This window comes from Levilactobacillus sp. (assembly GCF_022646225.1).
GTDB classification, from domain to species: Bacteria; Bacillota; Bacilli; order Lactobacillales; family Lactobacillaceae; genus Levilactobacillus; species Levilactobacillus suantsaiihabitans.
The window spans coordinates 103,458-117,780 of sequence record NZ_JALCJA010000002.1 but is presented as its reverse complement, the minus strand read 5'-3'; the positions used below and the strand labels follow the sequence as shown (position 1 = coordinate 117,780).

Sequence of the window (14,323 nt, the reverse complement as noted above, 5' to 3'; positions counted from 1 at the left end):
AAAGGAGGAAACCCTCGTGTGTACTAGTCTAACCTATACGGCCGCATCAGGCCACCACTTTTTTGCCCGGACGATGGATTTTCCGACGACCACGCCCTGGCGCCCCGTCTTTCTGCCGCGTCATTACCGCTGGCGCACGGCACTGGGGGATTCGCGGACGACACAATACGCACTGCTGGGCGGTGGTCGGATCGCCAGTGATTTCAGCGCCTACCTCATGGCTGACGGCGTAAATGAAACCGGTATCACGTGTGCCGAACTCTATTTGCCCGGCGCCGTGGATTACGTCGATGACCCGGTAGCCGGCCGCGTCAACTTGACCCCGCAAGACTTCATCAACTGGGTTCTGGGTGAACACGCCACCCTCGCTGAAGTCGTGGCCGACCTGCCTCGCGTTACCTTGGTAGGCCGCAAATGGGGGGCTGACCGCTACGTCTACCCCTTCCACTGGATTTTAAGTGACCGGCAGGGACAAACGCTCGTGATCGAACCCACCGGCGGCCCCCTGACGGCCCAGGTCAACGCCGCGGGGGTCTTGACCAACACGCCAGTCTTAGCCGCCCACCTGCAAAACCTCAACGATTTCCTCCAGGTTCCCGGCGCCACCTTTACCGCCGCCACGCAGCGTGCCGCTCAAGCCTACATCGCCAGTGGCGCTTCACTGCCGGCCGGTCCCGTCCCCACCCGTCGCTTCGTCCACACGGCGGTGCGGCGCTGGGGCACCCCACTGGCACCGACCAGCGATGCGGCCGTGACCCAACTTTTTCGCTGGTTAGCGGAGGTCCAGCTGCCCTACGACCCGACGCGGCGGCATGAAGGCAACCACAATTACACCCATTATCGCGGCGTGATTGATTTAGACCGCCTCACCTACCACTTCATTCCGCGCACGACCCACCACTTGCAACAAATCACCTTGACCCCTGAAATGGCGGCCCACCGGCATTTTCCGCACGCCTATCCTGCTGACTGAGGTCAAATGTTGCAAAGCTTAAAGTTACCTTTAATCCGATTGATATTTCTTTGAGACATTTCTGTAACAACTCCCTGATAGTATTAGTCATGTTGAAACGCAAGACGAAATCATCACTACTAAAAACTATTTGAAAAAAGGGAGTTTGTTTACATTTATGAAGAAGACGTTGACTGATATTATTTTAACTTTGATGGCCACTGTGGCCTTTGCCATTGCCGGCTTTGCCATCACGCAACCAACTGATGCCAGTGCCGCTACCATGTCTTACGACAAGATCCACAAGGTTGCCAAGGCCCAATTAGGGAAGCCTTACGGTTGGGGCGCAACTGGTCCTTCCCGCTTCGACTGCTCTGGTTTTACCAGCTACGTCTACAAGAAGGGTGCTTCCAAGAAGATTCCCCGGACCGCTCAAGCACAATACAACAAGTACAAGCACGTTAGCTACAAGAACATCAAGAAGGGTGATTTGGTCTTCTTCGGTGGTTCCAAGCGGTCTATCTCTCACGTTGGGCTGTACGTTGGTAACGGTCGGATGATCGATTCTCAAAACCGTGGCGTTGTGACGGAAGCCGTTCACGCCCCATGGTGGCACGCAGTGGGTTACGCCCGCGTAGGTAACGTTGAATAATTAAGTCTCACCCACAGTTCCACACTTCATAAATGAAATAACTGTCTCCCCCGTCGTTGGTCGCGACGGGGGATTTTTGGTTTAAAAAAGCCTTGAAAAACAGTGTTCTCACTCTTAAAATTGGCAACCCAGGCCCCTACGTCAGCTAGGGTTCCGCCTGCTCTGGGGAACACCTCCAGCCTGAAGAGCGGTCTTCCGGTTCGCTTGAAAGCCTGGCTAAGTTCGCCAGTCTCTCAAGTCGTCCCACCCAGTAACCTGGCAAAAGACGCCAGCTAACTGGGTCGACACAGCCAGCTCCACCCTAGCTGCCTCCGGTAAATTCGTGATTATCAAGATAATTGTGTTAGTCAAGATTAAACCAAAAATTCACAGTCACTACGTCCTAAACCAATCACCACTAACACGACGTCAAATACTGCCTCGAGGCTACCCCCCCTATTCGACAAACGATGGGACTTTACTGGCCGCCCACTGTCACGCCCAATATGGGCTGAAACGCACCCAGGCTTAACTAACCTTAGTAACCAACGCCCTGCCATTTCAAAAGCCAACGCGTTATCTCTGTCTCCAACCCTTAGCTTAGAACTGATTAGACACAAAAACAGCGACGCCGGTTCGACAATCAGGTCGATTCTGCGTCGCTGTTTGGTGTTCTTTTTATTTCACGCGCATGACCAACTTCTTATTGGCCGTAACGTACTGGCCATTGCTTAACGTGAAGCGGGTCGTCAAATGGTATTGCTTGATGGCCGTCACTTTCAACGTCTGGCCGTGCTTAACGTGTTTCACTTGCTTCGTTAATTTCAGATTCCGGTAAACGTTCACGCCGGAGGGGTTGATCACTTTGATTTTTTTCGCTGTTTGGTGATAGTAAACTGGGGTGACAAAAGCTGCTCTAGCCGTGATGTACCCGGTCTTGCCGGCCGTCTTGCTGTGGTGATTGACGTCTTTGACCCGGTAGCGCCGCAAGCCCGCCTTGGACTTGGCGTAGCCGGTGACCACAAACATCGGGCGTTGGGTCCGCTTCGTCTTGCGGTATTTCACGATGCGTTGGCGCTTCTTAAAGGTTGGTTGCTGGTACAGGTACAACGTTTTCAGCGCGTAGACGGCGGAGCGCTTGGGGGCGATTGTGGCCGCGGCCGCACCGGTCAGAATCGGTGCCGCTTGGACCGTCAGGGTGACTGACTTGGTCTTGCCGTTGGCCGCCTTGAGGGTGAGGGTGTAAGTCCCCGGCTGCTGCAAATCGGCCTTCCCGGTATCGACCGTCACCGGACTGTTCTGGCCGTCGCTAGTCGTCGCATGCGCATTAAAGGTCGCTGCATTGACCGGGTCACCAACCGTTACGGTCGCGGTGTCATCGGCAGTCAGGCTGGACTGGTCGACGACAGAAGGCGTGGTAATGGCAGGTGTGGTGATCGTGGTCGCTACGCGTTTCTTCAAATAGATTTTAAAGGGTTGCTGGGTATGGTAACTCGTTATATCAGCGCCCTGCGTGTACGGATGGTCTAGGTCCAAAGAGAGCGTTTCGTTTTCCTCTTGGGTGATGCGGTCCGTATCAAAGACTAACCCACTAAAGGATTTAATGGACGCAATTCCCTGATCAACCATGCTCTCTGCAGTTGCCTGGTCCATATCCGCAAAGACCGCTTGCATTTCCTTAACAGCTTGGGTCTTCAGCGCCGGCTGGTCAGCGTACTCAAAAAGAATATTGTACATATCAAGTATCGTATGGCCCTTAGCCAGAGCCGGATTTAACCCCGCCGTGTCGATGAAGTCCTTCACCGTCGTCTTATTGGCATCATCGACTGAAATATTATTATGCGTCAATGTAACCGCTTCCTGAGTTGTGCCATCTGGTGCCACAAACTCCAGCGGCATATTAATATTATCAGTGTGATGTATATCCGCACGTGCAGTCTGCTGGTTGCCAGCAAATATCCCCAAGGCTAATGACACCAACAGGATACCAAGGCCGACCAAAATACGTTGTAACATTCTTTTATTTAACATCTTAATCACCCCTCACACTTACAGTATAACGCTCAAATAATTAATTTGTTAGTTTTGTTACTGAATTTTTTATGTTGTCCAGAATTTATTGATGGTATTGTTAGTCAAAATAACGATTTTTAATCTGTATGGTCTCGTTCAAACGCCGTCGTATCAACATTTTCGATTAAATACTCTCTTTTCAAGAATGACAAAATAAAAGTTGAAATTAATCGTCAATCTGACAATTCGGTCCCAAATTTCTTGTTTTTATGAATGTCGTTCAGCTTGCATTTATCGTTTACACCTCTAACGATATTCACAAAATAAAAAACGGCTCAAATCCGGCTAAGCCAAATTCGAACCGTTATTTCACTCATCAAAATCATCCTACCGGCGCAAAGCCAGCTTGATCGGTCGTTTGAAAATCAATCGTGCGACGCCCAGCCGGTTGGCCAGGAGAATGTAGATGCCCAGCGTCACCAGGCCCAACACGCCCACGTAGCCCATGGCAAGAAGCTTGCTGGTGAAGAACAGGTGGCCGAACGCCCATTGACAGCCGTCGACCAGCACCGTGGCCACCACAGCAAAGATTAGATTCAACCGCGCGATAGGCCCAATTGCGCTCAGCCGGACCGCATAACTCCGCCGAATCAGCCGCCAGCTGACCAACGTGATCCAACCAAAGGCGATCCCGGTCGTCAGCAGCGCTCCGTATCCTTGGAACGCGTAGACGAACGGCAGTTGCAGCACAATTTTAATGCCCAACCCCGTCAACAGGTAGGTCGTGGCCTTTTTGCTCATCCGTAGCGCCTGGAGCACCGTCAACAGGTCCAGCGCCAGACCGAGTACCAGGCTTTGCCAGACGTTGGCTACCAGGTAAGTCGCGCCGGCCCCGTCGAAGTTAAAGAAGATGCCATAGGTGGGGTAGGCAAAGACGCTGACCAAGATGACCAGCGGCAACAACACGAACGTGAGCAGCTGAAAATTATTCGTCAACAAGGCGCTGATCTGCGGCCGGTTGCGTTGAATATCGGCCAATTTTCCTGCCAACAGCGGCAGCGATGTTTCCGCCACCGCCATGGCCAATGACACGATGACCGTCGTAATCTTGTTGGGATTGGCGGAGAAAATCGTGAAGACATATTGGGTCATGGCCGCCGTCTGGTGCAGCATCCCCTGCATAATTTGCTTAAAGAACAACTGATCCACTAATTGACTCAGGGTAATCCCCGACCCCACGATGACAAACGGAATCGACTCGTAACCAATCATCTTGAGCAACTGTCCCGCAGCGTGTTGTTTGCCCGCTTGGCTTTTGGCCGCTAACTGGCGGTATGTGCCGCGTTGTCGCCAGAGGTGCCCCAGCAGGTACAAATAACTGCCGACCGCCCCGACGAAGGCCGCGGCCACACTGATGAAGACGGCCTGCACGTAACTTTGATGCCAGACCTCGATCAACAGGTAGGTCCCGCCCAAAATCACCAGGATGCGAATGAACTGTTCCCACAACTGCGAAATGCCAAACGGCTTCAAGTCCCCGTTGCCCTGGAACCAGCCCCGCAAGATGCTCATCGATGGCAAAATGACAATGGCCGGCACCAGGCAACGAATCGCCGTGGTCGCATTGGCCACCGAACTCACGGGACTGTTGGCGGCAAGCACGGGCGCTAACCCGTACAGCAGCGCGCCACAGATGACCCCGGACGCGACCATGAACCCAAATCCGGCCACGGCAATGTGTTTCGAATTTTGAAAACTATCTTCCCCATTAAAGAACGCCACACGTCGGGCAATCGCGGACGGAAAACCCGCCGTCCCCAGCGCAATGAACAAGGCATAGGGCGTATACGCCGTGTTAAACAGCGCCTGCGCCACGGTTTGATGTTGCGGCGACCCAATCATCGCCAACCACGGAATCAGGTAAACCACCCCTAAGACCCGTGAAAAAATGCTCCCAAATGAGAGCCAAAACGATCCTGAAATTATTTTTTTATCCATAAAACTTGCTCTCACTCTTCTAGTCTAATGCGTCAAGCACCACTAGTCAGGATACACTTCTCACCTGGCGCTGTACATAACCAATGCCGGAACAGCGGTGAATTTTCCGGATACCTGGCAAACGCCTGGCGGTTGGCGGGCGATGATTGGTTTTACTGCCGCCTGCCGTTGCGCGAAATCCAGGTCGGAACGCTGGGGGAGGACCGCCCCGAGCCTGATGGGGCGGTCTCGTGGCTTGCTTTGAGCCGAAACCCACGTCTCAAAGACACCAATTTGCCAGCAAACCCCACTGGCAAATTCCCCGGCTGAACCTGGATTTCGCTCCGCTCTCGGCTACGGTTTGTGGTTGTCCGCAGCAACCGTCATGCCTAGGCCAGTCATCCCGGCCGACTAGCAGCCACCCCTCTGCTGACAACCTACCTGCTATCCGTGCCAAACAGTGACCACTATCTCTTCATTGAACGATACCACTCAAAAATGCGCAAGAAAAAGGAGCCCAGACCGTTGCGTCCTGGACTCCAAATTTTCAATTTATTTGTGAATACTCCTGACCAGTCATCACCACTGGGGCAAATCACTTCAACACAACGTTAGTGAAGCGACCGCCCTCCCTGACAATCACTACCGTCATTTATGCCTGGTCGTTGTTAGTCACCGTCGGATGGGCCGTGAACCAGGCCGTCATGTCGTCCAGTCGTTGAATGCGTAAGCTCGGTAAGCCGCCGCGGGAGATGCCGTGGAAGCTTTGCGGGTAGCGGACCAAGTCGGCGTCGACGCCCGCGCGTTTGACCGCGGTGAAGAATTCTTCGGACTGGCTGATGGGACAACGCATGTCCCACTCACCGTGTAGCAGGCGAATCGGTGTGGTCACCTGGGGTGCATAGGCCAGTGGCGACGCTTGCCAGTAGGCCGCCGCGCCACCCTCGTCAAACAGGTCGGTGGCTAGTTCCTCAGGGTTGAAGTAAAAGCCAATGTCACTGGTCCCAAACAGGCTGATCCAGTTGGTCACAGCGCGTTGGGCCACGGCCGCTGCGAAGCGGTGCGTGTGGCCAACTGCCCAGGTCGTCATGAAGCCGCCATAGGAACCGCCAGCGATGTACTGCCGGTCGGCGTCTAACTGCGGGAATTTTGCCAACGCGGTATCTAGACCGGTCATGACGTCCGTGTAGTCGTCTTCGCCGTAATGGCCGTTGACGTGGCTTTCGAAATCTTGACCGTAACTGGTTGACCCGCGTGGATTGAAGAAGACGACGCCAAAGCCGCGGCTGGCGTGGACCTGGAATTCATAGAAGAATGTTTCGCCATAATTGGCATGGGGACCGCCGTGTACGTACAGCAACACGGGTTGTTTAGCAGCCGTCGTTTGGGCCGGTAAATACCAGCCTTCTAGCGCTTGACCGTCGGCGGCCTGAAAGTCGAAGCGCTGCGGATGAGCGAACTCATGAGTATCTTCGTAAGCGGCGTTGGGGTCGTACAGCGCGGTCTCTTGGCCGCTCGTCAAGTCCAAGCGTACCAAGGCGCTCGGCTGATCCTGATAGGAAACGGCCAGCACCACCGTCTGGGCATCGACAACCGTGAAATCCACGATTTGTCGCGCCGTGTCATCCACCAATTTGACGCCCTGGGAATTCCCCACGTAGAGTTGGCTGTGGGCGTGAAAGCACGCCGCAAAGACGACCTGGTCGGCGCTCAACCAGCGCACCAATTTGCCACCGGCCTGCTGGACGAAATCCCCGGCAAATTCCGGCGACAGGTCTGCCTGCAGGTCGGCCGTCAAATTAGTCACGTGTTGGCCCGCCTGGTCGACCAGATATAAATTGGCCACAGTGTGGCGGCCAAACGCCCCATCATCGCCGATCAGCGCGACCTGTTGGCCGTCCGGTGACAGCGTGGCGTCGTCAAAATGGCCGTGGGCAAAGCTGGCCGTGAGATCGGTCAGTTGGCGGGTCACCACGTCAAAGCGGTAGGCGCCGTGGGCAAAGTCACGATCGTTATCCGGTTGGTCGTCTTGTAAAATGGTGACGGCCTGGCCATCGTCGCTGACCGAGGTCAAACTGAAATCGTTGCCCTGCTGGAACAGCTCGTCTACCACCCCAGTCGCCGGTTGGTAGCGCCGCAAGCGATACGTGACGTCTAATGGCAACCAGCCGTAGCCATCGGCCTTGTTGATCAGTCGGTCAACGTGGCGGGTCTGCGGAAATTTCTGCGGGCTGGGCAACTTGGGATGCTCCGCCGTGGCCGTCGTCTTGAAGAACACGCTCCGGCCGTCCGCGGCGGCAATCACCGTGTTCACGGCCTCATCGGGACTGGTCGTGGTCACCAATTTAGGCTCGCCACCCGTCACGTTGACCTGGAACAACTGCGCCTTGGCGTCACCGACCGTGGCGGCGTAAAAGAGCTGGTCGCCGGCGACGGCGGGTTGGACGTTCAATTTACCGTTGACCGCGACCGTTTGGACATAGCCGGCCGCGTCCAGTCGCTTGAGCTGGGCACGATAATCGTTGGCGGCTTCATCGATGCCATTTTCCACGAAAACGACCTGACGCCCCGCTGCTAACGGCTGCGTCACCGATTTTAACTTGAATAGATCCTGTGCACTAACACCCTTTGCCATACGCATCACTCCTATGTAAGTTATTTTCTCATTATTTTCTCATCAAATAATTGTTTTACATCTTAATCCAGTGCTCCGCCAATGTCAATTGCTCTTTTTGCCACACCTCTCATAAAAACTGATACACTGAACTTAACGACGATTAAAGGAGTGAATGGAACATGAAAATTGCGATTGCAGGTGCTGGCGCCATGGGATGTCGCTTTGGCGTGAAGCTCCAGTCAGCCGGGAACCAAGTCACGTTGATCGACAACTGGGCGGCCCACGTGGCGGCCATCAATCAACAGGGTCTGACGGTCACGACCGATGATGGTACCGATCACATTTACCATCTAACAGCGGTGGCCCCACAGGCGGTGACCGGGGAGTTTGACCTGGTCATCCTCTTTACCAAAGCGATGCAGATGGACCAGATGTTGCAAGACATCAGCGGCATCTTGGGCAACCACCCCGCGGTCTTAACGCTGGCCAACGGGATTGGTAACGTCGAAACCATTGAACGCCACGTGCCGAAGAGCCAGATCGTGGTCGGCACTACCGTTTGGTCCTCCGGCATGCCGGGCCCCGGTCACATCAAGGTAACGGGCACTGGCAGCATCTCGCTACAGGCCGTAGTGCCCACGGAATTTGCCGACTTCTCTGGTTTACTGACCACGCTAAACGCTGCCGGGCTCAATGCCAGCCAGGCGGATAACGTGATGGCGGCCATTTGGAAAAAGGCGGGGCTCAACAGCGTGCTCAACACCTACTGCACCCTGTTCGACTGCAACATCGGTGAATTCGGCGCGCTACCCAACTGGCGGGCCCTCAACGATGCCGTCCTCAATGAATTTGAGGCCGTCGCCCAGGCCGCGGGCATTGCCTTTAGCGCCCAAGACGTCACCGACCTGATTGCCGCGCAATTCTCACCAGAGACCAATGGCGGTCACTACCCGTCCATGCACCAGGACATGGCACATCAACGGCCGACGGAAATTGATTTTCTAAACGGCTACGTGGCCAAATTAGGTGCCCAACTCCAGGTGCCCGCGCCGACGAACGCTATCCTGGCTCAGGAAATTCACGCCCAAGAAGCCTTGAAGGGCATCTCTTAGTCGACTTTAGTGGGTATCCTTACCGGCGTGTGGCGGGAGCTGGCCGCCTTACCGTTCGCTAGAGATGAGTTGGAACGCTGAGGGCGCCGGTCCAAACCAAAGGACGGTCTTGGACCTCAACTTGAAGCCGGTGAACCACGTCTTCAAGTTGTCAGTTCCCTAAGCGCCATGAAGCGTGCCGCTAAGGGAACTCCCACAGCTGAACTCATCTCTAGCGAGCTCACGGCTACGATAGTCGTTGCATAGTCTACTGGTTTAACCCCTAAATCGACAACCAATGTCCATGGACTAGACGAAATCTGTGATTCTGTCAGGTCGGCGTCAATCGGATCTCCTGCAGCAGGTTCCTGGTTTCATTGCTTTTGGTAAACAGAACACTGTTGTTTCGCGGTTAAGCACGGATATTACTTTCAACCTTTAGATTCCAGTCCTCAAAACCAGGTCATTTCAAAATTCGCTATCTGACAAGTTGTGCCCAATCACCGTTTTCTTTCCTAATGGTGGTTGGGCACAATTCATCTTATTTTTAATGATTATCAGCCAACGGAAAATTTGGTGGACCACACTCTGTGGTTTTGCTACCATATGTAGAATTTAATCAAATTTTACCCCCATATCTAGTTGTATTTTTTCTGAATTCATCGTACCATAGTTGTACAGGCTTTTTTCGGTCAGCACATTTAGCTCCCCAAGAAGTCGTAAAACCTAGGAGGGTTAAGACGATGGACGTTATCAGAAGATCTCAAGCGACAATGGACCCAACCGGTCTGACCGTGGAAACACCCAGCGGAAAACACACACCGTTTAATTCGCGTAAAATTCACGCGGCGCTGGCTGACCTCACTAACGACCCAACCGTCGTTCATCGGGTCGAGAGCCTGATTGTGGCGCAGCTAGCGGGGTTTGACGTGGTGGCAACCGGGACTATCCAGGCCACGATTGTCGATACGTTGGAACAATTAGGCTACGCACACATGGCTAAAAGTTACTTAAAGGCTAATCACTAAACCACATACTGTGGTGTCCGGGTAACTTCATCCAGTGTTGGCTTACCGCCTACTGTAGTACTTGTCATGACACTGCGACTACAGATGCAGTTTCTTAGCCGACGCCAAGTACGGACACTAATCAGCTTATTGTGCCGGCCTAAACAATCTCTAACTATAAACAAATAGTGCTCAGCACCGATGGTCATCCATCCGGCGTGAGCACTATTTTTTCTCGCGTTTATAATTATTTCAATAAAAAACCGACCAGCACTCCCCCGAGAACTGATCGATCCGATCTATGAGCTTAATTGTGATTCCAGGTGGTGCAATTCTGCCGTCCGGACTTCACGTGGTAAGAACCGGCGAATTTCTTCTTCGTTGTAGCCAACCTCCAGGCGCTTGTCATCAAAGATGATTGGCCGCTTGATGAGGTCTGGATACTTCACAACCAAATCAACGAGTTGACTGACTGACAGACTGTCTAAATCTACGTGCAGTTCCTTGAATACATTGGAACGGGTAGAGATGATGTCTTCACTACCGTTTTCGGTTAAGCGTAAGATCTGTTTAACCTCAGCTGCATTCAATGGCTTGGACTTGATATTCCGTTCTCTAAACGCAATGTCATGTTCCTTCAGCCAAGCGCGTGCTTTCCGGCTGGATGCGCTACTTGGTGCAATGTACAAATTGATCATATTCAGCACTTCCTTATCGTTGGATTGAGTAACGATAACAGACAACGTAACTAAGCTCGCCTAAACAATTCATTGAACCATCTAGTAGAACCAACTTATATGTTACCACAATTGAATGAATAATCAACCTTTTTTGGAAACTTTCTAAATAATTCCCCACATTTCTTAGTGGGTTGGTTGTGGGTCCCAACCATTGTGAGGCCACTAAACTGATTTGTGATAAATTCGAAAAATGACCACCGTATCAGCTTGCAACGCGGCCACAAGGTTTTCCCCGTTGACCAATTATCTATTGATAAATTATGAAGTTTTACAAACTATCCCGCCTGGCGTCTCTTTTTCAATAAAATGCATTAATATCCATTCAGTTCGCATTAATATTCATTAATGGCTTCTCCCCACACGCGTAGGTCTAGCCACTTTCCCTAATTTGGTCAAGGGCAGATTACCAAGAAGTTTTTCGCCACTTTTCACGCGACTGGCGTAGAATATACGGTAACGAATAAACTCATCTGGAGGGATTAATTTGGAAGTCTTCTATGCCGTCCTACTGCTGGTGTTAGCCACGATTGTTGCCAACACCATCTACCCCTATTTTCCGGCGATTCCCCAAGCCTTTTACCAAATCTTTGCCGGAGCCATCCTGTCACTGGTGCCGCTCTACCATCACTTTGTGCTCGAGCCTGAGGTCTTCATGCTCCTGATCATCGCGCCCTTGATGTTCTACGATGGCCGCAACACCAACGCGCAGGAACTCCGGCGAAACGTGGGCTCCATCATGTCCGTGGCGGTCGTTTTGGCCATCCTGACCGTGGTGCTCATGGGCTACCTCAGCCACGCCATCTTGGCGACGTTGCCACTGGCCCTGGCCTTTGCGCTGGCCGCCATCGTCACGCCGACCGATGCCGTGGCCGTCAGCTCCATTACCACTAACATGGCGGTGCCCGAGCGGGTCATGGGCATGCTGGAACGCGAGTCACTCTTCAACGACGCTTCCGGTTTGGTCGCCTTCAGCCTGGCACTGACCGCCTTTACCACCGGGAAATTCTCCGTCGGCGGCGGCCTCAAGCACTTCTTGGTCGTCTTCTTCGGTGGCCTGCTCATCGGGATCATCTTGGGCATCTTCGCCGTTTGGATCCGCGTCTTCTTGGTCCGCAGCGGCAAAGACTCCGCCAGCGTCATCGTGCCTTACGACGTGCTGGTGCCCTTCCTCATCTATCTGGCGGCCGAACACGTTGGCCTATCTGGCATCCTGGCGGTCGTGGCGGCCGGCTTGATGTACAGCCTGTCGTCCAACCAACTGCGGCTATCCAGTACACAACTCCAACTGGTCACCCGGTCGACCTGGCATTTTCTAACCAGCATTTTAAATGGTTTCGTCTTCGTTTTGCTGGGGGTCTCGCTGCCCACAGTCTGGGTAAATATTCAACAAGACACCTCCAAGACCCTGCCGAGCCTGATCTTCTTAGCCGTCGTCTTGTACCTGGTCATGCTGGCGCTACGCTACTTGTGGATTCGCTTCGACTGGGCGCTGATCCACTCCAAGCCCCACGAGCGACGGCTCAATGCCGTGATTGGCGCGCTTTCCGGCGTTCACGGGACCATCACGTTGGCCATGGCCTTCTCGCTACCATTGACGCTAAACGGTCAGGCCTTTCCCTTTAGAAACTCCCTGATCTTCGTGGCGGCCGTCGTCATCATCTTAAGCTTATTGGTACCCACCCTGGTCATGCCCCACATCCTGCCCAGCAAGGAAACGGCCGTCGACCCCGCCGAGGCGCTCCAGCAACGCAAGGCGCTGGTCGCCTACGCCAGTGAGCGGCTGGTCCAGGAAAATCCCAGCAACCCCAGCGCTACGCAGGCCGTGATTGAGGTTCTCAACAGTCAAGCCACGGCGGAGCGTCCGGACAAGCGCAAGGTCCGTGAACTCTTGAATCAGGCGACCCAAATCGAGGTCCAGACGGTCCAAGAACTGGCCGATCAAGGCGTCATCCCCAGCGGCTATGCCAACCGTTACGTCCGCCTGCTGGTGATCAAGTCCCAAATGAACAGCAACAATCCGTTTATCAACCTGACGCTGTGGCTGAAATTTGTTGGCCACCGGCTCACCCACATGGTCACTCGCCGGCGCCACCGTGAACAGCGCATTGCCTTACAACAACAGCGTTTAGCCCAAACGGCACCTACTGCCGACCAAGCCGCCCAACAGGCGCAACGCATCGCGCAAGAACGGCAACAATCGCTGGTCCATCGTCCCGCACGCACACCGCAGACCGAGGCCAAGCGCCGCGAGAACTTCTTGCGGATCGAAAACGACATCTACACCCACGTGGCCAATTTCTTAAATGAGGTCTCCAGCGTTGATAACCAAACCGAGGTCAATGCCGTGCGCAACTACTACAACGCCCGGCACCGCCGATTCGTCTCCCAGGAAACCACGGATCTGGAAAATGAACTCTTCATTCAGGCCTTCCAGTACGAATACACCTACATTCGCCAGCAGCGTAGCGCCAACCTCATGTCACCGGCCCTGGCGGATGAATTGTACCAGCAAATTTCCACCGACCAAATGCTTTACATGCAAGAAAATGCCGGGACGGATTAAATTTTGCAGGAATATTTTTCACCCCACTCGTCACTAACTGACCCGTGGCGGTGAAACTGGTCCGGGTCCACAAACGCGTGAACCACCGCCAGCAACCGTCCTTAGTGCCTCGTCAGGTCTGGTCGGCGAGTCGTTTTCCCCGTGAACGAGATTGTGCACTACCGCTGTCATTGTAATATTCGCGTCACATTTTCTTCACAATTTGTTGGTATAGTGAAATCATAACTTACGACTAAAACAAACGAATAAGTTACCAATTTTACTCCTCCAAGTAAAAAACGGGCGGCACTGCTACTGCAACCAGCCCACTCCAAACGTAAGATACGTTCTTCTCAAAGCGACGACGCAGGTAATCAAGGCCTGGCCGCCGTTTTTTGTCGTCTTGGAACTGAGATTGCGTTTGCTGGCCGCCTGCCGTTGCGCGAGTAGGCGCTGGAACGCGGTGGGCGGACCGGTCGAGCCACAGTGCGGTCTCGCCCTCGCTTTGAGCCGAAGCCCGCGTCTCAAAGACGCCAGTTTCCTAACCGGCTAAGCCGCTAAGGAAACTCCCACGGCTGAGCGCCTACTCGCTCCACTCTCGGCTACAGTAGCTGTTAATGGCAACTAACGGGGCCGGCCTTGATTGCCTGGTTGCGCCTGGTTGGGTGCAGTTGACTTAGCTGATTAATTCGGCTAGTTTTTGACATGCAATCGATTTAGGTACCTTGCCTTAAAGACAATTGTACTCAGAAT

Annotated in this window: 9 protein-coding genes; 5 read left to right on the top strand and 4 right to left on the bottom strand. The window is 53.6% G+C overall.

Features of this window, described 5'->3' with window-relative positions; genetic code table 11:
- Positions 1-16 precede the first annotated feature (16 nt).
- Together LKH74_RS03325 and LKH74_RS03320 are read left to right on the top strand one after the other, a co-directional pair.
- The gene (locus LKH74_RS03325) at positions 17-973 is read left to right on the top strand and encodes a linear amide C-N hydrolase (protein ID WP_287788150.1); all 957 of its coding nucleotides are present in this window, start codon (positions 17-19) and stop codon (positions 971-973) included.
- Positions 974-1,130: 157 nt separating this feature from the next.
- On the top strand, positions 1,131-1,604 hold the full coding sequence (locus LKH74_RS03320) for a C40 family peptidase (RefSeq protein WP_125575497.1): 474 nt from the start codon (positions 1,131-1,133) through the stop codon (positions 1,602-1,604).
- 657 nt (positions 1,605-2,261) lie between these two features.
- Here LKH74_RS03320 and LKH74_RS03315 read toward each other — a convergent pair.
- The 3 genes from LKH74_RS03315 to LKH74_RS03305 form a co-directional block, all read right to left on the bottom strand.
- Positions 2,262-3,614, bottom strand: a complete 1,353-nt coding sequence (locus tag LKH74_RS03315) for a DUF5776 domain-containing protein (RefSeq protein ID WP_287788148.1) — start codon at positions 3,612-3,614, stop codon at positions 2,262-2,264.
- 369 nt (positions 3,615-3,983) lie between these two features.
- Complete coding sequence (locus LKH74_RS03310) at positions 3,984-5,594, bottom strand: putative polysaccharide biosynthesis protein (RefSeq protein WP_287788146.1); 1,611 nt, start codon at positions 5,592-5,594, stop codon at positions 3,984-3,986.
- Between the two features lie 631 nt (positions 5,595-6,225).
- On the bottom strand, positions 6,226-8,208 hold the full coding sequence (locus LKH74_RS03305) for a S9 family peptidase (protein ID WP_287788145.1): 1,983 nt from the start codon (positions 8,206-8,208) through the stop codon (positions 6,226-6,228).
- Between the two features lie 161 nt (positions 8,209-8,369).
- Between LKH74_RS03305 and LKH74_RS03300 the strand changes: the two genes are divergently transcribed.
- Together LKH74_RS03300 and LKH74_RS03295 are read left to right on the top strand one after the other, a co-directional pair.
- Positions 8,370-9,302, top strand: a complete 933-nt coding sequence (locus LKH74_RS03300; protein WP_287788143.1) for a ketopantoate reductase family protein — start codon at positions 8,370-8,372, stop codon at positions 9,300-9,302.
- Between the two features lie 722 nt (positions 9,303-10,024).
- Positions 10,025-10,309 (top strand): ATP cone domain-containing protein, encoded by a 285-nt coding sequence (locus LKH74_RS03295; RefSeq protein ID WP_135367153.1) that lies wholly within the window; start codon positions 10,025-10,027, stop codon positions 10,307-10,309.
- Between the two features lie 278 nt (positions 10,310-10,587).
- Here LKH74_RS03295 and spx read toward each other — a convergent pair whose 3' ends face one another.
- Complete coding sequence (gene spx, locus LKH74_RS03290) at positions 10,588-10,986, bottom strand: transcriptional regulator Spx (protein WP_125575502.1); 399 nt, start codon at positions 10,984-10,986, stop codon at positions 10,588-10,590.
- A 526-nt stretch (positions 10,987-11,512) separates the two neighbouring features.
- Here spx and LKH74_RS03285 point away from each other — a divergent pair.
- Positions 11,513-13,591, top strand: coding sequence for a cation:proton antiporter (locus LKH74_RS03285; RefSeq protein ID WP_287788141.1), 2,079 nt, complete (start codon positions 11,513-11,515; stop codon positions 13,589-13,591).
- Positions 13,592-14,323: the final 732 nt, after the last annotated feature.

Coding starts and splice junctions, on each gene's coding strand:
- LKH74_RS03310 (WP_287788146.1), bottom strand. CDS start 5,594: ATGGATAAAAAAATAATTTCAGGATCGTTTTGGCTCTCATTTGGGAGC.
- spx (WP_125575502.1), bottom strand. CDS start 10,986: ATGATCAATTTGTACATTGCACCAAGTAGCGCATCCAGCCGGAAAGCA.
- LKH74_RS03300 (WP_287788143.1), top strand. CDS start 8,370: ATGAAAATTGCGATTGCAGGTGCTGGCGCCATGGGATGTCGCTTTGGC.
- LKH74_RS03320 (WP_125575497.1), top strand. CDS start 1,131: ATGAAGAAGACGTTGACTGATATTATTTTAACTTTGATGGCCACTGTG.
- LKH74_RS03315 (WP_287788148.1), bottom strand. CDS start 3,614: ATGTTAAATAAAAGAATGTTACAACGTATTTTGGTCGGCCTTGGTATC.
- LKH74_RS03295 (WP_135367153.1), top strand. CDS start 10,025: ATGGACGTTATCAGAAGATCTCAAGCGACAATGGACCCAACCGGTCTG.
- LKH74_RS03305 (WP_287788145.1), bottom strand. CDS start 8,208: ATGGCAAAGGGTGTTAGTGCACAGGATCTATTCAAGTTAAAATCGGTG.